This is a genomic window from Paenibacillus vietnamensis, from assembly GCF_020169515.1.
Lineage (GTDB): Bacteria > Bacillota > Bacilli > Paenibacillales > Paenibacillaceae > Pristimantibacillus > Pristimantibacillus vietnamensis.
The window spans coordinates 1-23,878 of the sequence record NZ_JAHMHW010000016.1 but is presented as its reverse complement, the minus strand read 5'-3'; the positions used below and the strand labels follow the sequence as shown (position 1 = coordinate 23,878).

The window sequence follows — 23,878 nt, the reverse complement described above, 5'->3', positions numbered from 1 at the left end:
CTTCACCGATCCTTTCTGCTAGGCGTCCAGCCTGTTATATTTGAGCCCGAGCGGAAGCGGCTGCGGACGTTCGACCGCGGATTCGAGATAAATATGCCTGTCCGCAGCCGACGCTTCGAAAATGCCGAGCGAAATATCGAGCACGTGGCGCGCCAGGCGGCCGCTTGCGCGGTTTGCCCGTCCGGACAGGATCGCATAGGCCATGTCGGCGACGCCCATGCCGCGTCCTTCCTCGGCGAAGGGATGCGAATGCGGCATTTCCTTCGCCTCGCCGTTCGCGAATTTGATGAAGATGCTGCCGCCAAAAAAATTCGGATCCGGCACCGTCAGATTGCCCTCCGTTCCGAATATTTCAAGGCGCGGCGCGTATCCGAAGCTTTCCTTCGCCGCCTGGAGGCTGGCGACGGCGCCGTTTGCGAAATCCAGCACGGCCGTCACGTTCGTCGGTGCCTCCACCGGCACCGTCTGCCCGAAGGCAGGCGACTTCGGATTAAGGATCGTCAGTTCCTTGTTCAGCTGCTGCGCGGAGCCTGTGACGCGGCGCACCGGGCCAAGCAGCGCGATGAGCGCGGTCAGGTAATACGGCCCCATGTCCATCAGCGGATCTCCGCCAAGCTTCAGGAAGTTCCGGAAGTTCGGGTGCATGCCGCCCGAGGCGTTGCCCATGATGATCGTCCCGTTCGCGGCGTAAGGCTTCCCGATCCAGCCGTCGTCGATCAGCTTGATGCAGGTCTGAATGCCGGCGCCAAGAAACGTATCCGGAGCGCAGCCTACCAGCAGCCCCTTCTGCTCCGCCAAGGCGAGCACCTCATCCGCATCCTCGCGGGTGAGTGCGAACGGCTTTTCCGTATACACATGCTTGCCTGCATGAAGCGCTTTCAAGTTGAGCGGCGCATGCGCCGCCGGTGCGGTCAAATTCAGTACGATCTCGATTTCCGGATCCGCCAGCAGCTCGTCCACCGTGTAAGCATGCGGAACGTTAAATTCCTCCGCCCGCTTGCGCGCAAGCTCGGGCACCAGATCTGCAATCGCCTTGACCTCCACAATGTGATCGAACATGCCCGTACAATTTTTCAAATAAATACCGCTGATGACGCCCGCTCCGATGATTCCGATCTTAATTCTGCGAATAAAAATCTTCCTCTCTGTCCAAGCGCAAACGGTGCTCTCGCCGCCCTCTGACGGTAAGCCCGTTTTGCGATGAAATATTGACTTGCTTACTCTTATTATCGCGTACGGGCAGGCGCAACTCAATGGAGAATCCCGAATAAAAACTGGATGTATTTGATATCCGCTCCGTCATGCACACGCTTTCATGAACGGAATAACTATTATTCCATAAAAAAAACATGACTTATTTGACATCCCGAAGGAGGCACGGGAGGCACAGTCATGCTTTATCTGAAGGCGGAGGTGCGCGGTGTCTCTAATCTGAAGGCGGAGGCGCGCGGTGTCTATTTTTCTGTTGGACAAAAAAGACGTTTAGACGGCATCGTGTACTAGTTTTCCGTTATAACGGTCAAATTAGGGCTTTACAGCAAGTCATGAAAAGAAAACTATGCTCCAAAGCGGACTAAGCTGCTCTCCTGTCCGTTAGTTGCCTGCGTTTGCTCCTATATCACTCTAAGCTGCATATATGTCCGTTGCCGCCACATACATCTATGCGCCGAACAACCGCATCAGCAGAATGCCGGCAAAAGCAAGCGAAATCCCCGCGATCTCGATTTTCTTGAACTTTTCCTTGACGACGAACCGCGTATAGAGCAGCACGATCAGCACGTTCAGCGCCGTAACGGCGGAGACGAGACCCGCCTTGCCGAGATCGAATGCGGTTACGATCAGCATCATGCCTACCGCGTTTGTCGTCCCGATGGCCATGCCGACGAGAAAGTTCCGTTTGGCGCTCCAGGCCGCAGGCGGCTGATCGGCTGGCGACCGGTGCGGCATTTGCGACGACGCTATGCGAGCCGTGCCTCCGGAGGCTCCCGCAGTCGATAGAGCGGCTAAGCCTCGTTCCGCGCTCAGCTTTCTCAAATCCCGCAGCCACCAAATGCAGAAACAGGAGGCTCCCGTCACGAACATGAAGAACATCGTCGGAAACAGGTCCGCCTTCATGATCGTCGACCATTTGCCCGACAAATCGTTGGCGGCGAACAGCAGCATGGCAATCAGGCCCCACTGCGCGCCCTGCAGATTGCGGAGCGAAATGTCGTTGGACAGGCGGACAAGCAGCGCGCCTCCTACAATAATAAGAAAAGCGACCAGCTGCATCGCGTGCAATTTTTCGTTCCACAGCCCGAATGCGACAATAACGACCACCACCGAAGGCAGCGCCGTCAAGATCGCGACGATCGATGCTTTGCCTACCGCAAAGCCCTTGAACATACTGGCATTCGCACCGAACGAGAACAGCCCCATCTGGATGCCGATCAGCGTGGCGGCCGACCAATGGGAGGAAAGCGCAAGCGCGCACAAGCCGCTAATGAGAGCCCCCATGCTGAAGGTGCCGCACAAGAGCAGGTTACGGTTGACCGGCTTCTGGCTGGTCCAGTGATAGAGAATGCCCCGCAGTCCGAAAGCGAAGGCGGCAAGTATCGAATAGGTTAACCACATCGTCCGAATGCTCCTCTTCATCTATGAAAGCTAAAAATTTAAGTGGTATGCCAAAAGCCGCATAACGTAACCTATCATATCAAGCACAGCCGATTTTGTCTGCCCCTTCCGGTTCGGCCGCCTCTTAATCCGCTGCGGCGCCTTGGCCGTAAATGGCCCTGTACATCTTTGGAGACACCTTCTCCGATGCGCGGAACACTTTAATAAAATAACTCGCCTGCGCAAACCCGCAGCGGGCCGCAATCTCCGTCACGGATAAGCTCGTTGTCGACAACAGCAGCTTGGCTGCATCGATCCGGCATTCCGTGACATAACGATTCGGCGTTTTGGCCATAACCTGCCGGAACAGCCGCAGGAAATGGTAGCTGCTGTAGCCCGCCAGCTCAGCCATCCTCTCCAGGCTCCACGGCTCCTCGCAGCGGTAACGGATCTGGTCCGCCGCGAGCCGGATTGCATTTTGCTTCTCCAGCGCCAAAGCACCTTCCAGCCGCTCCGAATGCTGCGCCAGCTCCATTAATATCTCATATAGCAATGCAGATATCCTCGGCTCGTTGCTTGTCTCGAACGGATTGCAAAGCTCGTACATCTCCTCCGTCAAACTCCGGAACCTGTCCCGGTTCGAGAATGTGAACAGCCAGCACCCGAAATCGTCGGCCTCCCGCAGCATCGGCAGCGCCATATGCGTATCGAAATGGATCCAGCGGACATCCCATGGATCGTGGCTGCTCGAGCCGTACTGCTGAAAGGCGTCCTTGGCGAACAGAAAACCGTCCCCCGCCTTCAGCTGCAGCTTCTCTCCCCCGCTTCCGTTCACCACGTACCCGCTTCCTTCAAAAATAAGATGAAGGTTATACTGCTTCATCTGTCCCCGTTCCCTCCGCTCGGCATGCTGCGGAAACTCGTTGAATCGCCCGATGATATCGGGATAACAGACGTAATGAGAAAAGGAAGATTTCGGTACAATATAATAGCTTAGCATCTTCATGATCCTCCCGAACCAAGTCCGCAATATTGTAGCATGAATAGCAGGATTTTGCGATTTACCTCCCGTGTTGCCGAATTTAGAATAAAAAAAGGCTGTTCTATGTCGCAATATCTTTTTATTTTAACTTTTCCCGCTAAGGAGGAGCACACATTGAAGCATAAGGATGCGCTTGACGAATTTAGACTGGGCGTCTGTTATTATCCGGAGCACTGGCCGGAGGAGCTTTGGGACGACGATTTCCGCCGCATGAAGGAGCTGGGCTTCTCGGTCGTACGCGTTGCCGAATTCGCGTGGTCGATCTTCGAGCCGGTCGAAGGCGAATTTCAATTCGGCCTGTTCGACCGCGCGCTCGCGCTGGCCGACAAGCACGGCTTGAAGGTTATTATCGGAACGCCGACCGCTACGCCGCCGGCCTGGCTGACGCACAAATATCCCGAGGTGCTGAACGTGACGCAGGAAGGCGTCATGCTCCGCCACGGGCTGCGCCGCCATTACAATTACAACAGCAAAAAATACCACGAGCTGTCCGCGATCATCACCCGCAAGCTGGCCGAGCATTTCAAGGATCATCCGGCCGTCATCGGCTGGCAGATCGACAATGAATTCAACTGCGAGATCGGCGAGTTTTATTCGCAGGCCGACCATGACGCCTTCCGCGAATGGTGCAGGAACAAATACGGCACGCTGGACAAGCTGAACGAAGCATGGGGCACCGTCTTCTGGAGCCAAACCTACAGCGATTGGGAGCAGGTATTTTTGCCGCGCCCTACGCCGGCCCACAAGCAGTTCAACCCGCATCTGGTGCTGGACGAGAAGCGGTTCATCTCCGACAGCACCATTGCCTACGCCAAAATCCAGGCCGATATTTTGCGGGAGGTCGTGCCCCATCACTGGCTGACGACCAACGGCCTCTTCGGCCATTTGGACAGCCACCGGCTGACGGACGACTTGCTCGATTTTTTCAGCTATGACTCTTATCCGCAGTTCTCGACGATTCATTACGACCCGAATGAAGAGAATCGCCTCGCGGACCGGGGCTCGAGCCAGACGCTCAGCGCGATCCGCTCGATCTCGCCTTCCTTCTGCATCATGGAGCAGCAGTCAGGGCCGGGCGGCTGGGTGAACCGGATGGATATGCCGTCGCCGAAGCCGGGACAAATGCGGCTCTGGACGTACCAGTCGATCGCCCACGGAGCCAACATGGTTCTTTATTTCCGCTGGAGAACAGCGACTGTAGGCACGGAAATCTACTGGCACGGAATCAACGATTATCACAACCGCCCGAACCGCCGCGTCCGCGAAGCCGGGCAGATTGGCGCGGAGCTTGCGCAGGCCGGCGGCTGGATCACCTCCACGCGTTATGCCGCGGACATCGCTTTGCTTCGCGATTACGATAACGAATGGGACGGCGAATACGACGTTTGGCACGGGCCGTTCTCCTGGCAGAGCGGAAAAGCCTGGTTCAAAGCGCTGACCCGCCGCCATATCCCGAGCGACACGCTCTTTATGCGCCCGGAAACGACGCTTTCCGATTTGGAGCGTTACAAGGTTCTCGTTTACCCTCATCCGGCCATCATGCGCGACGAAACGGCATCGCTGCTGGAGCAATACGTCCGCGGCGGCGGCATTGTCATCTTCGGCTGCCGGACGGGCTATAAGGATGAGCGCGGACACTGCTACATGCGTCCGTTCCCGGGAGCGGCGGCGGAGCTGACCGGCATTTCCGTCGAGGAGTTTACGATGGTGAAGGGCTCGCGCCCGGCCACCTCGATGAAATGGGAAGGCGAAGAAGATGCGGTAACCAGGGCGGATTCGTTTAATGACGTACTTCTGCCGGAGCGCGATACGGTCGAAGTCGTCGCACGCTACGCTTCGGACTATTACGCGGGCAAGCCGGCCGTCACCAGAAACAAGGTCGGCTCGGGCGAGGCGTGGTATTTCGGCGCCGTGTTCAACGAGGCTTCGGCCGGGCAAATTATCAAGCGGCTTGGCTTGGAATCGCCGGCTGCGGGTTTGCTCGAGCTGCCCGAGCAGGTGGAGCTTGCCGTCCGCCGGGATGATGAAGGCTCGCTTTACTTCCTGCTCAACTTCAGCGAGGAGCCTGTCGTCATTACCGTCGAAGGCGAGAAAAGCGATCTTCTCACCGGCGCCAAGCTAAGCGGAGCCATATCGCTCGAGGGCTTTGGCGTACTCGTACTTAGCTGACGAGCTTAATAGATGGGCTGTCTCAAAGGTCATGAAATGACCGGGGACAGCCCTGTTTTTTTGGGGTCGGCGTGTCCGCTAGAGGCAGATCCCGAGATTAAGAAGGCGCACCGGAGGTAGGAGCGACAGTCGTCTTTTTTAATGGACACCGAAGACACTTAGACCCCAATTTGTGCGATTTCCACATGCTGACGGACACCTCAGCACTTTAAAGTCATGCTGCTAATGCGTACAATCCCTCCATCCGGCCTAAACCACTCTCCTGTCCGTTAGCCGCCGACACTTGCTGCATTGTCACTCTAATCGGCGTTTTTGTCCGTTACATACTGCCAAAAACCTAAGCGGCTTCTGCCGTCCACTCCGTATGCTTATTCCCTCCTCCCCCGCCGTCCGTCTTAGCCGCTCCCCGCCTAAAGCCCAGTTCTGCGAATGGACCGGGGACCGTTACGACGCGCGCGCAGACCGCCTACAATAGAGACATAGATGAGCGACAAGGAAGGATGAATGAATATGAAAAAATTATTTCGTTCCACAACGGACAGCAAATTGACAGGACTTTGCGGCGGCATCGGGCAGTGGCTGAACATCGATTCCACCATTATCCGACTGCTCTTCGTCATCGCCGCTTTCTTCAGCTTCGGCACGGTCATTCTGGTGTACTTTATCGCAACGCTGTTCGTGCCGAAAAGCCCATACAGCGAGCTTAGGCCGATTGACCACTACTAATTCGAAAAGGATTTATTTTGAGGAGCTACGACAACTAACGAAATTCGGGGAGAGATGAGAACATGGGAATTTTACAACGGATGGTCAGCTTGACGAAAGCAGCGGCAAACGAGATGCTCGACAAAATCGAAAATCCGGTTATGATGATGAACCACTATTTGAGGGATCTCGACGACGAGATCGGCGGCGCGGAGCGCGGGCTTCTGCAGCAGCAAGCGCGGGAGCGCGTACTGCAAGCGAAGCTTGACGAGCTGAGCGGGCATGCGAAGCACTACGAGGGCAAGGCGGAGGAAGCCGCCGCCGCGGGACGCGAAGCCGAAGCGCGGACGGCGCTGGAGGCGAAGCTGCTGTATTCGGAGCAGGCCGCGGAAACCGGGAGGCTGCTCCAGCTTGCGAAGCAAGCGGCCGCCGAGCTTCAGCTGCGGCTCGAGTCGCTGAAGGAAGAGAAGGCGCAGCTGCAGGCGAAGCGCACGGAGCTGACCGCGCGGGTGCAGCGGGCATCGGCCGGCGCATACGGCTCGTCCGAGCCGAGTGTGCTGCACGGCAGCCAGGCGTCGCGGGGCTTTGATCGGATCGAGCAGAAGGTGCTCGAATGGGAAGCCCGGACGGAGCTGGCTAAGGCCTCAGGCGGCTCAGGCTATCGAGGAAGCGACGCGCTCGACCGGCAAGCCAAGGAACGCAGCGCGCTCGTAGAGGAGCAACTCAAGCGGCTGCTGGACAAAGGCGGCCATAATATTTAAGAAAGACGCGCTCCCTGACGGCAGGGATGCGCGTCTCTTTTTGATTTGAAAACATCCGAACCCGAACGGTATAAGCTTACCGCGATATCGAAGCTGCTCAATACTTTGTCGAGGTATTCAAATAAGAATTATGGTCATAAGCAGCAATTGACGACGATTTTCTTCCCAATCGTCTCACTGACACGAAGCTGCTCGCAAGCAGCACGAATGCACCAAACAGATAAGGCAAATCGATATGGATATCGTATAGAATGCCTGCTAACATCGGTCCAAATATCATACCGAGACTCGTAAAGGCATTATTCATTCCTGCGACGAATCCTTGTTCCTCCCCAGCCTCTTTGGACAGCAGGGTATTGACCATCGGACGCAAAATATTATTGAACGTAAAGAATAGCATCGTTACGAACATGACGTAAAAGAAATTGCCCGAGAATAACAAGAATACGAGTGATATAGCCGATAACAAAAGCATGACACCGATGATCTTTTTTTCCCCGAACCGACGTGAAATCCGATCGGTCAGTACAACTTGATTAAACGTTCCGATTAACGAACATACAGTAAGCAGAATGGCGATTTGAAGCGTCGTGAATCCGTAGCCCTGAACGACAAAAAGCGGAAAAATCGCTTCAAAATGGGTCAAACCAAATGTCATGGCGAAAACAATAAGCAAAAGGATGAAATAGCGAGATCGAACCGAAAGCACGATTTGACTAAACACATTATCCTTCTTCTCCTTCGATTGCCGGCGCATCTTGCGAGTTTCCGGCGACAGCGATTCAGGCAGCCGCCACAGACTGCAGATCATCGCCATCAGCCCTACAACATGAAGATGCGTAGAATGGCGTCTTGATGCCCCATTCTGCAAGCAACCCTCCGACACCTGGCCCGATAATAAACCCCGATGTCATGGATGCTCCTAACCACGACATGGCCTTGCTGCGCTGATCATCTGCTGTAATGTCGGCAATATACGCGATAATGGCCGGGATCAAGGCAGCCGAGCCCATGCCTCCTATCAGTCGCGACACGAATAATAAAGTAAATATGAATAACATATACGTTACGAAGCATTTTCATATACATGATGGATCATGAATAATTAGATCGTACTCTTCTGCAGCGGATACGTCCGCAGCATCCAATGTGCAAGACATGCAAAAGAGGCGGTCGTTGTTACACTTCCCGCCTCTTTTGCCCTACTTCCTATAAAGAAGATTCCATTAGACTTGAATGACTAGCCCGTCATAAGCGACATGGATGTCCGCCGGACCGAAAGCGCTCTCCCAATCGTCATGCAGCATTCCCGAGTTATGCGTAAAGTGGGTGGCATAAAGCTTACAGTCCGCGTCGATGACGCCTTGCTCCCGCCATTTGCGCTGAACTTCAAGTACCGTCTCGACGTTCATATGGCCCGAATTCCGGTTGTTGCCCGTATACCCGTGCGTGCAGTCCAAGATGGCAAGATCGATCTTTTTGTCCTTCAGCCACTCCCATGTCTCCTCCGGGAACCAGCCCGTATCGTGTCCATAAAACAGCCGCTTTCCCCCGCGCTCCATGTAGTATAGAAGGCAGGTTTCCAGCCGATCATGATCGGCGGGCAAGGGGGTGACGACCGTATCGCCTAAAGCAAACGGACAAAACGGACGGACCCTCTGGAAGGCGAGCCGGATTCCGCCGTATATGCTTAGCTCGGCATAGCTGCGCGTGATAGCGGCGTCGTTTCCGTATATCGTCAGGGGCACTTCCAGTCCGTGTGCATACCCCTCCACCCGGCAGAACAGATCCTCCGGAATAAAGTGGTCGCAATGCGTATGCGTGAACAGCAAATGTTCGATCGAACCCAGATTGACGTTGTCCCGAAGCGCCTGCATGCTGGAATCCGGCGAATAATCGAACTTGATGATGTCGTCGACGATGACGGAGCTCCTTGTTCTAATATTTTTTCCGCCCAGCTTTCGCGCTTCGAGGCAGGCATCGCATCTGCAAAATACGTTCGGAAATCCTTCGGCCGCAGCCGTCCCCAAAAAGTGCACCTTCATGCCTGACGTCCTCCCGGATATTTTATCTCATCCTGTTTTTCGTCTTGCCAATCCATGCTGCCGTCCGCCGGTCACAGCCATAATTCGAACTGCCTCTCTCCCTCCGCGGAAAACCTTGCTTGCCGTAAGTATTAAACTTCCGTTATTTCGCGGCATAGCGCTGCAGTATTGGAAAGTCTTGCAGCAGAACTTCCGGAGCGTCGCAGCCGTGCAGTTCGAACAGCACCAGCTCGTTCGAGCCCCGCTTCAGCAGCGGACCCGGGATGTACAGCGTTCCCTGCGGGCCGACTTCCCAGTAACGGCCCAGGTTAAAGCCGTTGATGTAAGCAACGCCTTTCTTCCAGCCTTCCACGTTCAGGAACGTATCAGCGGGCTCGTCGACCTGGAATTGTCCGCGGAAGAAGGTTGGCTCATTGGCGGCAACGATAGATGAATTGTTATACGTGAGGCCGGACAAGTCTTCGAGCGGAAGGGAATGAATCGTCCAATCGTACAGGAACTGCTGGCCGAAACGCACTCCTTCCGTAATGCCTTTCGGATCTTTCAAGTACGGGCCGTAATTGACGCGGCCCATATTCTCGACCAGCAGCGTAAGCGCGACGCCTTCCTTCGGAATGGCGAACTTGACCTCAGACGCCGGATTCCAGCGTTCGATGACGCCTTGGTACGCACCGTCCACGAATACCATTGCCCTGTCTCGCACTTCCTGGATGTTCAGCTTCATCTCGGTGCGAGGTCCGGAAATGCGTGTCGAATAAACGATAAATCCGTTGTTCTGACCGAGAAGCTCCATTGGCTCCGGACAAGCGCTGCGAACCGGCGTAGATAGCGCCCCCAGGGAATCGAACAGCTTGGCCGCACGTTCCATGCTCACCTTGCCGTAGCTTCTCCGGGTTATCGGCTCGGGCAGCTCCAGCGGCGGCAGCTCCGTATATTTGCCGATCACTTCGCGCACCGCATAGAATTTCCCGGTAATGTCGCCGCTTTCACCGATCGGCACGTCGTAATCGTAACTCGTAATCGTCGGCTCATATGTATCAAAATAGTTGGCTCCGCTCCAGAATCCGAAGTTCGTGCCTCCGTGGAACATATAGAAGTTGACAGAAGCGCCTTCCGCCAGCATCTCGTCCAGTACCTTCGCGACGTCATCCGCCGGTCGCGTGTGATGCGTCTCGTGCCAATGGTCGAACCATCCGTTCCAATATTCCATGCACATGAACGGCCGGTTAGGCTGGTATTCGTCCAGCTTTCGGAACGCTTCCGGGGAACGGGAACCGAAGTTGACCGTCTCCCATACGCCCTTTACCATGCCGCCTTGCAGCATAAAGTCCTCCGGTCCGTCAGAGGTGAACAGCAGCACATCCACTCCGCGCTTGATCAGCGCCTCCTTCAAGTGATTGAGATACGCCTTGTCGTTGCCGTAGCTGCCGTATTCGTTCTCGATCTGCATCGCGATGACCGGTCCGCCGTTCGTCGACAATAGCGGTACCAGACGAGGAATCAGCTCGTCGTAATACGCGTCGACCTTGTCCAGGAACGGCTTGTAATAACAGCGAAGCCTCATGCCGGGATCCGCGAGCAGCCATGCCGGCAGGCCGCCGAATTCCCACTCCGCACAAATATATGGGCTCGGACGAACGATGACATGCAGGTCCAAATCTCCGGCAATGCGGATAAAGCGCTCTAGATCGGCCATGCCATCGAATTGGAATTGCCCCTCATGCGGCTCATGGAAGTTCCAAGGCACGTAAGTTTCCACCGTATTGAAGCCGCAAGCTTTCAGCTTCAGCAGACGGTCCTCCCAATATTCGGGCACTACGCGGAAATAATGGATCGCTCCTGAGATCAAACGGATCGGTGCATCCCCCAGCATCAAGCGGTTTTCTTGAATCGTAAGTGCGATCATTGTACAATCCTCCTTCGTTGTCATGTTTTTTTGCTTCTAGACGGGGAATATTCTTTATGTCCGGAAACGATGGGTAAAGCTTGTTAGATCGATGATTCTCCCATCTATTCTAGATTGCTCTGCGGCAAAAGCCATGAAGTGGCTCTGAACCGACCGATCCGCCGATGTAAGACCTTGACACTTGCCATCCTCTCTTACCAGCCTCAAGAAATCCTTGATTAACCCCATATCACCGCCGCCGTGACCAACATGGCCGCCCATATCCACCAAAGAGATCCGCTCCGCCTTGCCGCTGTCAAAATCTATAACTTCGATCTCGTTTTTCTCCATAGCTCCGTGAATTTCACCCTTGGTTCCCATCAGTTTGATCGTACGGCTGACGTCTCTGGTAAACGCGCTCATCGTAAATGCGGCAGTGACAGAATTAGCGAACTCCAGATTCACGACTTGATGATCGACGACATCGTTATCGCAATGATAGACGCATCTGCCATAGGGTCCTTCTTGCAGCGCCTTATAGCGGGCATTATAGCTCAAATCATCGCTAATCGCCGATGTAGGCCAATTCGTGTCGTCCGTTAAATAGTGCTTTGGGGTATAGTACAGACACTCATCCGACACCGGACATCCGTCCAAACAACGTAACGGCGCCCCTTCCGGAGCTTGATCGGACGTAAAATGAGAAAGCGATCCGAAGGAGGACACACGCGTGCAATCCGATCCCGCCAGCCAGAGCAGAATATCGAGATCGTGACAGGACTTGGCCAGTATCATCGGACTGGAATCCTCTTTTCGGCGCCAATTCCCTCTGACGAAGCTATGCGCTTGATGCCAATAACCTACATTTTCGTTATGATCGATGGACATCAGCTTGCCGATCGTACCATTATCCAACAGACTTTTTATGGTAGAGAAGAAATGCGTATACCGGAGAACGTGGCATATCGAGAAAACACGATTGACTCGCGACGCCATCTCCCCCATAAGGATACATTCCTTGGCATCCGGCGACATCGGTTTCTCGAGAAGGACATGATATCCAGCCTCAAGCGCCTTCATGGTCGGATCAAAATGCTGTTTGTCCTGCGTACAAATGAGAACGGCATCTGCGAGTTTGGGAACCGCAAAAAATTCGTCCCAGCTATCGAAACATTTTTCATCTTCCAATCCATGCCTCGATTTGAAGCTATCTCTCCGTTCGGCTTTCGGCTCTGCAACGGCAACGACTTGCAGCTCATCAGGATGCTGAAGAGCATACTCCAAATAATTAACTCCCCGTAATCCCGCTCCAATTAATGCAACGGTAACCTTTTTCATCGATCACCCTTCTCCCTGGTATACATGTTACGGTTATTCCTTGACGCTTCCTACTGTCATTCCTTTGACAAAATACTTTTGCAAGAACGGATACACGAGCATAATCGGCAAGGCGCCCATAAAGATTTGCGCGGTTTTGAGAGACTTCTCGCTGAGGTTCTCCATGACTTTGAGCTGCTCGAGCGACATCGACGACAACTGGGCGTTTATGGACATAATCAGTGTGGATAGGTAGGTTTGAAGCGGATATTTTTCCGGCGAATTCAAGTACAAAATCCCGTCGAACCAAGAGTTCCAGTGACCGACAATGGTGAACAACCCAATCGTTGCGATCGACGGAAGGGACACTGGCAAATAGATTTGCCAAAGCACTCGCAAATGGCCTGCACCGTCAATCGTAGCCGCTTCTTCCAATTCTCTCGGAATGGATCTGAAAAAATTCAGCATCAGAACCATGTTCCATACGCTTAATGCCCCAGGTAAAATGAGTGCCCAGATGGAATTAATTAATCCCGTTTCTTTCACTACGATATAAGTCGGAATAAGCCCGCCGCCAAAAAACAAGGTGATCGCAAAAAACCAGACATAGGGCGTTCTAAACTTAAACTGATCATTCGATTTGGATAATGGGTAAGCCGTAATAAATACAAGCAGCATATTGACAGCCGTACCGAGTAAGACCCGCTCAATAGAAACCCGGAACGATCGGAAAAACTCTACTTTCTCGCCTAGATAGACATAAGAATCCAAGGTAAACCCGACAGGCCAAAGCTTCACTTCTCCAGCCATGGCTGCTGTATTGGAACTAAGCGAAATCGCGAGCAGGTGGATGAACGGGATAATACCGAGCATTGTAATAAGAGTCAACAACAACGAATTCAATACCACAAAAAGTTTCCTGCTGATTGTCTGCTTGTGTGCCACGGCGTTTCCTCCCGCCTAAAATATTCGATAATTGTTATATTTGTAAGCAGCGTAGTAGGTCAGCGATACCAGCGCTAACGAAATCACGGATTTAAAGAGACCGACCGCTGCAGCCGGTCCGAATTGTTGGCTGAACATCCCCAGTCGATAGACGAATGTATCAATAATATCCGCTCCCTCATACACGGTGGGGTTATACATGATCAAGATTTGTTCGAAGCCCGCGTTGAGAATACCGCCTAAGCTTAATACGCTCAGCAAAATAAGAATCGGAGCCATGCCCGGCAGCGTAATATGAATCATCTGCTTCCACTTCCCGGCTCCATCCACCTCAGCGGCTTCATAAAGCGTAGCATTGATTCCCGTTATCGCAGCCAGCATGACGACCATATTGTAACCCATGCCCTTCCAGACATCCGATCCGATGATAATCCCTCTAAACCATTCATTATCCAGCATGAACATGATAGGCTCCATACCCAATGCCGTTATTAGGCTATTAACAGGTCCGTTTAAAGAAAACAGCTCGATAATGACGCCTCCAAGCACAGTCCATGACAGAAAGAAGGGCAGAAAAATAGCGGACTGGATGAAGCGTGAAAACCATCTTCTCGTTACTTCATTCAACAATAGCGCGAGAATGAGAGGAACAAGCAAAAACAACACCATTTTGAAAATCGAGATGATAACCGTATTCCAAAGAACTTGATTGAAATCCGGCAGATTAAATACATAGCTGAAGTTGTCGAGGCCGACAAACTCCGATTCGATAAACCCGGACAGCGGTTCGAACTGTTGAAATGACATGATCAGACCGGCCATTGGACCGTATGCATAAATCAATGTAACGATAACGCCGGGCAATAACATCAGGTGCAACAGATATTCTTTTTTCAGCGTCCTCATAGGGTCTCCTTATCATCGCTAAGTTGAAAAGGGGAGGCATCGTCGATCTGCGACTCCACGCTCCCGCTTTACGATCAGGATTATTTAGGCTGTTTGCTGTACCATCCATTTACTTCTTTCGTAATTTCGTCGCCGCCTAGCGTCTTCCAGCTTGCAACGAACTTATCGAATTCGGCAAGATCCCCGCCCATGATGATTTTTGTAAAGGACTCTTGCATCAATTTGTCAAGTTGACCGCCCTTCTCTACCTGTGTCGAAGTAGGCAGGCCAAAGAATTCATTATTAACGAAGGCTTGGCTTTCTTTAATGTTCCGGGTCATTCCCCATCCGCCTTCTTTGGCGGCTCGGCTATAATAGTGGCCCCAATTTACGCCTTTTGAATAGGTCTCCGTATTTCCGGTAAGGAAATCTTTTGTTGCTTTGAAGACTTCCGTTACTTTAACGTAATTCTCATCCTCTAATGTGATTTCGGTCTGATTCCCGTCCAGGGCTCTATTCACTTCGGTATAGATCGTTTCAATCTGGGCAGGATTATAGACCCGCGGATTATACCAATTATATACATATCCATCCTCGGGCTTTTTCTGGTCCATATATTTCTTATTGCCGATTTCAATGTAGTAGTTCATCATCTTAATGATCGCATCCGGATGTTTGAAGCCCTTTTTCACGGCGTAAACTTTTCCGGCGCGAATTTTAGGAACAAGCGATTTGCCCGGTCCGTCAAATCCAGGAATTTGAACGGCGATCCACTCCGCCTTCGGATCCTTATCTACATTTAAATTAAGCGGCCAATTCGGATACCACCATTCTCCGTAGGAAATACCCACCTTGCCTGATGTAATATCCTCTACCACTTTGTTCTCATCCTTCAGAGCGAACTCTTTGTTGATAATTCCCTTCTCGTACCAGGACTGCAGTTTGCCAAGCGCCGTCTTTACTTCAGGTTGAATCAGACCCGGGATAAGCTTCCCGTCGCTGTCTTTGATCCAGGCGGACTGGGCATCGCCAACGGATGGATAAGCGCCGAATCCATTAAAGAACCCTCTGACGTCAAAGCCCCAGAAGAACAGGGTTTTCTGCAAGGCAACGCCGTAAGTGTCGTTTTCGCCATTTTTGTCGGGGTCATTGTTAACAAACGCTTCAGCAACCTTCTCCAGCTCATCTATCGTTCTCGGCGCCTGGAGATTCAGGTTGTTAAGCCAGTCTTTCCGAATCCAAAGCAGCTGCGTGGAGAGGAACGGATCCTCGAAAACGGGAATGCCAAGCTGTTTGCCGTCTGAATTGAATGTCTTCATCGAGAATCCGCCGTCGGACTCCATATACTTCTTTAGAGCCGGAGATGCATATTGTTCAAAGGCTTCCGATAAATCGGCCAGCATATCTTGCTGTTTCAGCTTCTCGAAATTTTTCGGATCCAGCTCGAGAAGATCAGGGAGATCGCCCGACGCCATCGCGAGCGAAAACTTTTGCTCATATTGGTTGGAAGGAACCATCCATTTAAATTTCACATCGATATTCATCGTCTCTTTGAGATCTTTGAGGTATGCATTTTTATCGGGTGTCATTCCTTTTGGGATCCTGGAGTCTTCCGGCGGATTATACCCGATCACTTGATTCACGGTTACGGTCTCGTGATATTTGCCGAATGGATCTGGTGCGGCTGCTTCGGTTCCTGCATTGCCGGAAGGCGGTTGTGTCGTAGACGGTTGGTCTTTGTTAGAGCCCTGATTCGAACATGCTGTAACGATCGAAAGCAGCAGCGTTGACGCCAAAACCCATTTCATTGTTCTGTACTTTTTCATTGAAGCGCTTCCCCCTTTATTGTAATAACGGTTTAGCAATGTTGCTTCATTTGTAATTGTAAGATGGGTAGAAAGCGGTTACAATCTCAAGATCCGTACTTCGCTTTTACTTTGTTTACTTATCGGGAATTCCGATACTCCTGAGGCGAAAATCCCGTCATTTTTTTGAAAAAAGTCGTAAAGTAAGAAGGGGAGTCGAACCCTGCCTTGGCTGCAATTTCATTTAATTTTAAAGATGTCGTCATCATCAAGTTAATGGCGACATTCATTTTCGCAGATTGAATATAATCGAACAAATTGTGCCCCGTGATCTGTTTGTAATAACGCGATAGATAGGAGGGGTTAAAATGCATTTCGTCGGCAATAGCCGTTAGAGACACATCGCCGGATAGATGCTCATGAATATAATGGTGGATTTGTTCGATCAGCGATTTCCTGCTGTCGTCTTGCCGCATTCCTCCGCCTATGTATCGTGCCGCTTCAGATCCGTCCGACTTTTCAAGGTCAACGATCACGACTTTCTGACCGAGTAGAATCCGGTTTTGGATCATTGCGCGAACAGCTTCCACCAGGAGATGAATGTTGTCCTGCTTCCCTAACAGATTTCCGGAAATGCCGAATGAAACAGAAGTCTCCAGCACGTCTTCGCATTCGTTTTGGATGAGCTCGAGTATTCCTTTCATATACGAAACAAAGCCATGCTCTTCCGCTTTCGCACCGGAAGGATCACCGCCAAACCGCTTCAACAATTCCTCTGCCGGTTGAAGAAGCCACACCAGTACGCTGCCGTCGTAGATCACTTTCTCATTCGCGATAGAAGCAGGCAAATGAGTGTCCACAATCCGTTGCACGGATTGCAATGCCTTTATTTTATGGACTTCAAGCCGGTCCACTTGTCCAACAAGGAAGAAGAAGGAACGGTCCGTCGAAATTTGAAAGTCCAGCTCCGCATAACGCGTTTGGCTGAGCAGGGATGTTATCGGCTCTCCGCTCAGCATGCTCTCCATCAATTCTTTTTTCATAAAAGGTTCCGCCAATTGAAGATGCATCTGCGCCTTTTCTTGATGGAGCCTATTACGGTTATCTTCCTCTAATTTTGAAATGGCCTTCTTTACCTCATGAAACACAGGTTCGATGCCTTCCGTTTTCAGAATATAATTTTGTACATTTTTTCTGATCGCCTCAAATACGTAGTCAAACTCGCTATAGCCCGTAAGAAAAATGACTCGGCATGAAGGCCAATAATAAATAATTTCGTCCACTAATTGCAGGCCGTCCATCAGAGGCATGCGAATATCGCTGATCAAAATATCCAATTTTGTTTTTCTCGCGATTTCAATCGCTTCATTCGACGAATAGGCTTTGCATACATCCAGCTCCATTTCCTTATTTTCCCGAAAAAGCTGTACCAAGCCATTTACAATGGCGGGCTCGTCATCCACGATTAACAATCGATACATCATGATGCCCCTTTCTGCTGAACATGTATAATAAGCTCAACCTTTAATCCTCCGTAACGGCTTCGGGATACGAATAAACCGCTGTCCGCGCCATACGTTAATTCAAGTCGATTGCAAACGTTAATTAAACCGGTTTTTTCGATCTGCAAGGAGCTCGTCGCCAGCTGCTCCTGCAATTGCCCGATCTTGGCATCCGTTAACAATTGACCGTTGTCTTCTACCGTTATGCGCACGGTTTCGTCCATGTAACTGGCCCCGATATAGATTACTCTGTCCGGCGCGCCGTCTCCAAAGGCGTGATCGAATACATTCTCAACGATCGGTTGAATGATGAGTCTAGGTACGTAAACGGTTTGCAGCCGATGTGGTATTTCTGTGTACTCATACGAGACCCGATTAGAGAAGCGAATGCATTGAATCTCGCAATAATCCAGCGCATGCTGGAATTCTTTGCTCAAAAGCACTTCATTGGCGCCGCTCCTTGTAATGTATTGATAATAACTGCCTAACTTTTGAGATAGATTCGCGGCGCTGTCGGAATCCCCCACTTTACACATCATATAAATATTAAAGAAGCTGTTATATAGAAAATGGGGGTTGATCTGGGACTGCAATTGCTTTAATTCCGAATGCTGCAGCGCTATTTTTTGCCCATAGTTCTCCTCTATGGAACGTTTCAGTCTATGCGCCATGCGATTAAAGCTATGAAATAAATAATGAAATTCATCATTTCTCTTGGACTCAACGACCAAGTTCAGATTGTCGGTCTCGATCTTGTGGAATGCCTTGACCAGCTTCGACAGCGGCCGATGGATCATGAGATTCACAGAGAACGAATATAGCACGAGCACAATAAAGGCAATGCCGAATAAGAAGTAGAACAATAGATTAAATTGACTCAATTGTTTTGTAATTTCGTTTTGATTCACATACATGATTAAAACTAGATTTAAAGAACTGATATTGTGATGCGCAACAAAATAACGGATGCCGGCTACATTCTTCATTTCGGAATCATTCTCATCAAGGCCGCTCAGTTCTTGAAGCAGCTGATGCTCTATGGCCATTGTCTGGTCGTTTTGGGCCGTGGATATTAAACTTCCAAAACGTTCGTTCCCCAGGAATACTTCGGAATCCCGGGATATGGCTGCCGTTTGGCGCAGCGCGTCCAACAGCTTCGATTTGGAAATCTCAATATACGACCAGATGCCGGCATTATTCGCGGTCTCAATAAAAAAGATGCTCCCTCCCACCGAATAGAAAGAGGGCTTGGGCGAGATGACGGATAACGAAGAAATAAGCTCATATTCCCCATTAGGTGTATTCGTAATGCCGCTAATATTTGAGATGGTTTTGCCTATCGACGCAATATAAACCCCCGCGTTGGTTACATATTCACTGGACTCCAGAATCGGAATGAGCCGGTCCTTTACCTGCTGAATTAATAAAACCTCCTCATACCCCTTAAGGCTTCCGCCCAGAAAGCTAAGCTTCTGCAAATCGCTGTCATTCAGAAATTGCAGCTGCTGATTGCGAATAAAATACAACTCCTTATCCAACTGATTGGCATAAAAGGATAGTCCGGACATGGCGGAATCAATGATCGTATTCTTCGAAAAAGATATGGCCTTGAAATTCACCCATATGTTTATCGAAAATAGAGGAATAAGAAGAACAACGAATACAACGACAATTTTCTGGTAGACGAACCATTTCGCTTTGCCTGCAGCTTGCAGCTTCATAGGCCCCCCTTATGATCATAATGGTAAGTTTATAAAAATGTTTCGAGCCATGCACCAAACTCTCCACTGCTTAACCAATTGTTTCAGATGAGTTTCTTTAATGTCAATAAACTTCGCGGAAAAGAGGCCGAATTCGATGCATTCGGCCTCTTTTATGCTCTTTTGTTTCATCAATCCAAACGCGCCGTTCGTTAATAGATTATTTGCCGAGAAGAGATTCCGCGTCGCGGAGCAAGTATTGGGCGGCATTGTCGGAAATGTGCTTTCCGGCCTGCGCTTCTACTTGATGAATAAAGCTTTTCAAATCTTGTTTTTCCAATTTGGACAATAAACTGTCGGCAATCCCTTTATTGTCAATCAAGCCTTTGTCTGAGAAGGATTTAACCAATTGTTTCAGCGCAGCGAGACTCGTCATAACCTGAAAGGTAACGGTTTGACTGGTCGTATTACCTGCTAAATCGCTGGCTGTAATCATGAAGGTATGAGTTCCAAGCTCTAATGTGTATAGCGGAATCGAATCTCCGTCCATGACAACATGGCCATCCAGCGTCATGACTGTTTTCGTATGGTCGACACCCGACAACTCATCAACAACCGTAAACTGCGGTTTGAAATCCCCTGTATTGTCTTCTGTCGTCGTGACCGATTCGACCGTAATGACCGGGGCGTTCCGATCAACAACCGTATTGTTCTCCAGAATCAGTTCATTAAGCGCGATGTTCCCCCATTGCCGGTTCCCATTGTTGACCTTTAGCCGGATTTTACCTGCCGTAATGGTTGGAAACTCAATGGACTGACGCTCTTTGGTACTGTCGTTTAGCTTCCAATCAATTGAGGCATTGGATAAAGCCGTTACCCATTCGGTGCCGTCGAAGTATTCCACATCGACATTGGTAATGCCTTGGCCTATTCCGAAATGCGTGACCAAGGTGATCTTGTTGACCGCAATGGGGTTGTTCCCGTAGTCTAAGGCGAAATAGCCCGGGAATGTAATGTCGGTAGAGCTGCCCCACGTTGAGGAGACGTTGTTATCAATAATGTTGGCAATCTCTCCTCCCCCCGTAGGAAACGTTGTGCTAGCGATATCGGTTGCCTCGAAGTACAACTCCAGCTCGTTTAGCGTAATATTGCCCCGTTGCAGGTTTCCATCGTTTATCTTCATTCTGATTTTTTTGAACATCGTAGAAGGGAATTTCACCGTTTGGATCTCGTCTGCACCGGTATCCGAATTCCATGTCACATGGATGCCCGATTGAATGGGGACCCAAACTGAACCATCGAAATATTCGAGATCGAAGTCCGTTATTCCCTGGCTTTGTCCGAATGACGCGTTAAGTTTCAAAATGTTGGAAGTCACCTGGGTTGAGCCGAAATCGAGAGTTATGTAGTTGGGGAATGCTGGCGACATTTCGCTCATCCAAGCGGTTTCGTAATAATTATCGTTGATATTTGCAATAGCCGAATCGGTCTGGAACGTCGTGCTTGCGGTCGCCATTGGCGCCAAATTGTCGGTTGGCGTACTTGGCAAGTGAATCGGCGTAATGACGATAGGATCCGGCATATCTCCAGCCGGAGGCACGCTGCCCGCATATTCGTGGGCGCCGATGTCGGGAGCGCCGTTGTATACCGGATTGCCGAAATAATCCCGTCCCCCGTTATCCGTAATGCGAATGCCCGCGCCAATCAACGGAGAGTCCGATTGCAATTGGTATCCTCCAACTGTATTCATACCTATGCCGCCGCTTCCGGGATTTACAAATTTCGGATCGCCGATTACCTTATTGGCGTCATCCTGCACCAGCGTGTTCCCGCCGAAATAGGCGTTGTAATCAAACGTTTGTCCGGTTAGGTTCCATCCTCGATCTCCGACGCTATAATATGCATTGTTGTAGTTCTTAATGTTGACCGGGGAACCCGAAGCCTTAGTGAAATAATCGCTCATGACCGGATTTCCGGACGCTTCTCCCACATAAATCGAATTATTGTAGTTATAGACCGTATCAATCGATCCGCTGTACCGGAAAATGCTTTTCCTGTCGTTTTGGCTAATGTTATACCTGACAATCGTGTTGATTGTGTAGTAAGTGTCATTGACAAACAGCATGAAGCCTCCCGCATTATCATGGCTGTAGTTATATTGGACGATCGAACCGAGGTTTCCCGCGTCCACGTCAAATCCGTGGCCGTCTTCAGCCCCGTTAACGCTCTCGAATGATTCGTTGAATTGAACAAGGTTGTTGTCTGCATAAGCCCACCATATCGAAGCGTTAGTAGCCAGATAAGTAGCTTGTTGAACCGTGTTATGTTCGACAATCGCGCCATCGGTTACGTTCCACGCAATCCCGCCTGTGGCCGCCCTGATGACTGAATTGTTGGAAATTTTCACATGGGTAGAAGGGGTCCACGGTCCGTACGGCTTCTGTACCCAAGGCCATAAGTCGTTCATTCCATAGCGCAGAATACAATTGGAACCGATGTAAATGCCATAAGCATCTACATCCGTCAGCGTATTGCCGTCAATGAGAATGCCATCAAACGCGCTTGGAGTGACCGAGCCGACGGAATCGAATATAATGCCTCCGGAGCGAGTCGTGTAAGAGCCGTCAACATCATGGATCGTTAAGTTTTTCACTTGTATGTGATGCAGGATGCCGGCTTCTTCATTCAAAATGTAGACGCCCCGACGCTGACCGCGAGGATTTTGCCAATCCCGGTCAAAAGGCAAAGGTGACCGGTTTGTGATTTCCAGATTGCTGATTTCCCAGTACTCCTGGTTTTTCAAAAAAACCGCTTCCAATTCGGATGTAACGCCGGCGATCAGAGGTTTGCTGCCGGAGCCGTATTGGTCTATGACGATTGGACTTCCGGCAGCTCCCGAGCCTTTGGGCCAAAGTCTGCCGTTCCAGCTTCCCCCTGCTTTGAATAAAATTTTGTCGCCGGGTGCGAATGTCGTGGCATTGACTTTGTCAAGCGATTTCCAAGCGCTGCCGGGACTTGTCCCGTTATTGCCGTCATCCCCGCCGATATTATCGATGTAGTAGGTAGTTCCAGCTGCTTTGACGACTGACGGGGCTGCGATCACCATGCTGACAAGCATGGCCATGGCAGACACGATTGCGGTGAGTCTCATTGATAGCCGTTTGAGCAATTTCATCATCCTTTACTTTGATTTATGTCAGGCTTCAATCGGGCCCTATTGAAGCGTTAACATCAATCTGTTGGAAACTCCCTCTTTTGATAGGCGCGATACTCGGTCTCGTTCAATACAATTTGCGCTTCTGAAACGCGCTTATTGACATACTCCTCATAATTGTAGTCGGCATAATCTTTGAGCACTTGATCTTTGATACTATCGAAATCCAGGAAGCCTGATCCCTCTTTTTGGTTTTCAATACCTTTAATCAGATAGAAACGTCCGTTCTCTTCAATAATGCCGCTTATTTCATCCATCGAAAGCTTTTCGGCGGCCTGTGCGACAGGACTTCTGGAATTGTTCCTGACATTACTCGAGTTAAAGATCTTCTCCATCATTTGGACATCCAAATCTAATGCCTTCACAATATCCTCGAAATCGGTCCCGGAAGCCGCTATGGACAGCGCCTTTTCCATCTGTTTCTTGGCATCCTCCTTGAGCGCTTCGTCAACGGTCTGATTTGAATTCAGAAACGATAATGTTAAAAGCTTTACTTTCACCGATCCGTGCGACATGTACAATTGATTTTTCTGCAAGTCGTAAAACCGTTTTAATTTTTGGCCATCCGGCTTCCATTCTTCCTTCATCAACTGATTTTTGACAGACCGGGTCGTATTGCTCAATACATATTCGAAATAGGCGTTCTCCTCGTATTGGCGGGGTCCGTAGATGACCTCACGGTTGCGGATAGCTCTCTGCCTTCTCTTGTTTTCCTCATTTAACTGCCGTATAAAGCCTTCATAACTGATGTTCTGCAGCACACCCTGTTCTTGCGCAATCCGTTGCCGAATTTTGATCTTGACGCTGTCTTCCAGCGCCTTTTTCATAATGGATTCCGCTGGTACTTCGCCCTCAAATGACGTCGTCCAGAATCCGGCTGTCTGTTCGGCGCCGTATTTGTTGTAGAAGTAATCGATGATTTGGGCTTTGTTGGCTGCGATCGCGTTATCAAATTCTTTTGTCCTTATTGGAAAGCCGTTTACGAGAGCCATGTAACTGTCAGCCGTATCATGTTTAGAAATGATGCGGTTTAAGATAATGGCTCCCGGCACGAAGATCAGAATCAATAGGACGACTATAATCCGTCTTCCCATACTGGTGTGCTTAATTTTTGCAAAGTTCCTCAATCTTTATCGCACCTTTCTGATCTTCGAAGTTGCCGCCTCGTGCAGCTCAGAGCATAGTTGCATGTAAATATTGTAATCCCAACAAGAAAACGCTTGCAATTTAAACCTGTTTACATGACTTTCATTATTTTTACGAATGCGCCAAGGGAACGCCCGTTATTTCAATGACGGGATGAGAGTGGCG

The 23,878-nt window shown here is 50.5% G+C and carries 18 protein-coding genes; 3 read left to right on the top strand and 15 right to left on the bottom strand.

Going from position 1 to position 23,878, the window contains the following annotated elements; all coding sequences use genetic code 11:
* Positions 1-18: 18 nt before the first annotated feature.
* The 3 genes from KP806_RS21945 to KP806_RS21935 form a co-directional block, all read right to left on the bottom strand.
* Positions 19-1,110: a Gfo/Idh/MocA family protein gene (locus KP806_RS21945; RefSeq protein ID WP_318153761.1), complete on the bottom strand. Its 1,092-nt coding sequence runs from the start codon at positions 1,108-1,110 to the stop codon at positions 19-21.
* Between the two features lie 549 nt (positions 1,111-1,659).
* Positions 1,660-2,613 (bottom strand): DMT family transporter, encoded by a 954-nt coding sequence (locus KP806_RS21940; protein ID WP_224725893.1) that lies wholly within the window; start codon positions 2,611-2,613, stop codon positions 1,660-1,662.
* Between the two features lie 124 nt (positions 2,614-2,737).
* The gene (locus KP806_RS21935) at positions 2,738-3,592 is read right to left on the bottom strand and encodes a helix-turn-helix transcriptional regulator (protein WP_224725892.1); all 855 of its coding nucleotides are present in this window, start codon (positions 3,590-3,592) and stop codon (positions 2,738-2,740) included.
* Between the two features lie 156 nt (positions 3,593-3,748).
* Here KP806_RS21935 and KP806_RS21930 point away from each other — a divergent pair, with 156 nt between their 5' ends.
* The 3 genes from KP806_RS21930 to KP806_RS21920 all read left to right on the top strand — a co-directional run bounded on the left by KP806_RS21930 (position 3,749) and on the right by KP806_RS21920 (position 7,269).
* A complete protein-coding gene (locus KP806_RS21930; RefSeq protein ID WP_224725891.1) occupies positions 3,749-5,803 on the top strand; it encodes a beta-galactosidase in 2,055 nt (684 codons plus the stop codon).
* 510 nt (positions 5,804-6,313) lie between these two features.
* Complete coding sequence (locus tag KP806_RS21925) at positions 6,314-6,529, top strand: PspC domain-containing protein (protein WP_224725890.1); 216 nt, start codon at positions 6,314-6,316, stop codon at positions 6,527-6,529.
* Between the two features lie 62 nt (positions 6,530-6,591).
* On the top strand, positions 6,592-7,269 hold the full coding sequence (locus KP806_RS21920) for a PspA/IM30 family protein (RefSeq protein WP_224725889.1): 678 nt from the start codon (positions 6,592-6,594) through the stop codon (positions 7,267-7,269).
* A 97-nt stretch (positions 7,270-7,366) separates the two neighbouring features.
* Here the strand turns inward: KP806_RS21920 and KP806_RS21915 are convergent, their stop codons facing one another.
* From KP806_RS21915 to KP806_RS21865, 12 genes are all read right to left on the bottom strand, one after another.
* Positions 7,367-7,993, bottom strand: a complete 627-nt coding sequence (locus tag KP806_RS21915) for an MFS transporter (RefSeq protein ID WP_397376424.1) — start codon at positions 7,991-7,993, stop codon at positions 7,367-7,369.
* Between the two features lie 58 nt (positions 7,994-8,051).
* Complete coding sequence (locus tag KP806_RS27675; protein ID WP_263575820.1) at positions 8,052-8,282, bottom strand: MFS transporter; 231 nt, start codon at positions 8,280-8,282, stop codon at positions 8,052-8,054.
* 213 nt (positions 8,283-8,495) lie between these two features.
* Positions 8,496-9,314: an MBL fold metallo-hydrolase gene (locus KP806_RS21910; protein WP_224725888.1), complete on the bottom strand. Its 819-nt coding sequence runs from the start codon at positions 9,312-9,314 to the stop codon at positions 8,496-8,498.
* 142 nt (positions 9,315-9,456) lie between these two features.
* On the bottom strand, positions 9,457-11,220 hold the full coding sequence (locus KP806_RS21905) for a glycoside hydrolase family 35 protein (RefSeq protein ID WP_224725887.1): 1,764 nt from the start codon (positions 11,218-11,220) through the stop codon (positions 9,457-9,459).
* 54 nt (positions 11,221-11,274) lie between these two features.
* On the bottom strand, positions 11,275-12,537 hold the full coding sequence (locus KP806_RS21900; RefSeq protein ID WP_224725886.1) for a Gfo/Idh/MocA family protein: 1,263 nt from the start codon (positions 12,535-12,537) through the stop codon (positions 11,275-11,277).
* 33 nt (positions 12,538-12,570) lie between these two features.
* Complete coding sequence (locus KP806_RS21895; RefSeq protein ID WP_224725885.1) at positions 12,571-13,461, bottom strand: carbohydrate ABC transporter permease; 891 nt, start codon at positions 13,459-13,461, stop codon at positions 12,571-12,573.
* Positions 13,462-13,476: 15 nt separating this feature from the next.
* Positions 13,477-14,367, bottom strand: a complete 891-nt coding sequence (locus tag KP806_RS21890; protein ID WP_224725884.1) for an ABC transporter permease — start codon at positions 14,365-14,367, stop codon at positions 13,477-13,479.
* An 80-nt stretch (positions 14,368-14,447) separates the two neighbouring features.
* Positions 14,448-16,172 carry an extracellular solute-binding protein gene (locus KP806_RS21885; RefSeq protein ID WP_224725883.1) on the bottom strand — a complete coding sequence of 575 codons (1,725 nt, stop codon included), beginning with the start codon at positions 16,170-16,172 and terminating at the stop codon, positions 14,448-14,450.
* A 119-nt stretch (positions 16,173-16,291) separates the two neighbouring features.
* Positions 16,292-17,632, bottom strand: coding sequence for a response regulator transcription factor (locus KP806_RS21880; protein ID WP_224725882.1), 1,341 nt, complete (start codon positions 17,630-17,632; stop codon positions 16,292-16,294).
* The gene (locus tag KP806_RS21875) at positions 17,632-19,374 is read right to left on the bottom strand and encodes a sensor histidine kinase (protein WP_224725881.1); all 1,743 of its coding nucleotides are present in this window, start codon (positions 19,372-19,374) and stop codon (positions 17,632-17,634) included. The genes KP806_RS21880 and KP806_RS21875 overlap by 1 nt, the downstream gene beginning before the upstream one ends.
* 199 nt (positions 19,375-19,573) lie before the next feature.
* On the bottom strand, positions 19,574-22,522 hold the full coding sequence (locus tag KP806_RS21870; RefSeq protein ID WP_224725880.1) for a discoidin domain-containing protein: 2,949 nt from the start codon (positions 22,520-22,522) through the stop codon (positions 19,574-19,576).
* Between the two features lie 62 nt (positions 22,523-22,584).
* Positions 22,585-23,694 (bottom strand): peptidylprolyl isomerase, encoded by a 1,110-nt coding sequence (locus KP806_RS21865; protein WP_224725879.1) that lies wholly within the window; start codon positions 23,692-23,694, stop codon positions 22,585-22,587.
* Positions 23,695-23,878 lie beyond the last annotated feature (184 nt).

What these genes read in the sequence shown, in the direction of transcription:
- KP806_RS21940 (WP_224725893.1), bottom strand. Translation starts at nt 2,613, where the DNA reads ATGTGGTTAACCTATTCGATACTTGCCGCCTTCGCTTTCGGACTGCGG.
- KP806_RS21935 (WP_224725892.1), bottom strand. Translation starts at nt 3,592, where the DNA reads ATGCTAAGCTATTATATTGTACCGAAATCTTCCTTTTCTCATTACGTC.
- KP806_RS21925 (WP_224725890.1), top strand. Translation starts at nt 6,314, where the DNA reads ATGAAAAAATTATTTCGTTCCACAACGGACAGCAAATTGACAGGACTT.
- KP806_RS21920 (WP_224725889.1), top strand. Translation starts at nt 6,592, where the DNA reads ATGGGAATTTTACAACGGATGGTCAGCTTGACGAAAGCAGCGGCAAAC.
- KP806_RS27675 (WP_263575820.1), bottom strand. Translation starts at nt 8,282, where the DNA reads ATGGGCTCGGCTGCCTTGATCCCGGCCATTATCGCGTATATTGCCGAC.
- KP806_RS21910 (WP_224725888.1), bottom strand. Translation starts at nt 9,314, where the DNA reads ATGAAGGTGCACTTTTTGGGGACGGCTGCGGCCGAAGGATTTCCGAAC.
- KP806_RS21905 (WP_224725887.1), bottom strand. Translation starts at nt 11,220, where the DNA reads ATGATCGCACTTACGATTCAAGAAAACCGCTTGATGCTGGGGGATGCA.
- KP806_RS21900 (WP_224725886.1), bottom strand. Translation starts at nt 12,537, where the DNA reads ATGAAAAAGGTTACCGTTGCATTAATTGGAGCGGGATTACGGGGAGTT.
- KP806_RS21890 (WP_224725884.1), bottom strand. Translation starts at nt 14,367, where the DNA reads ATGAGGACGCTGAAAAAAGAATATCTGTTGCACCTGATGTTATTGCCC.
- KP806_RS21885 (WP_224725883.1), bottom strand. Translation starts at nt 16,172, where the DNA reads ATGAAAAAGTACAGAACAATGAAATGGGTTTTGGCGTCAACGCTGCTG.
- KP806_RS21880 (WP_224725882.1), bottom strand. Translation starts at nt 17,632, where the DNA reads ATGTATCGATTGTTAATCGTGGATGACGAGCCCGCCATTGTAAATGGC.
- KP806_RS21875 (WP_224725881.1), bottom strand. Translation starts at nt 19,374, where the DNA reads ATGAAGCTGCAAGCTGCAGGCAAAGCGAAATGGTTCGTCTACCAGAAA.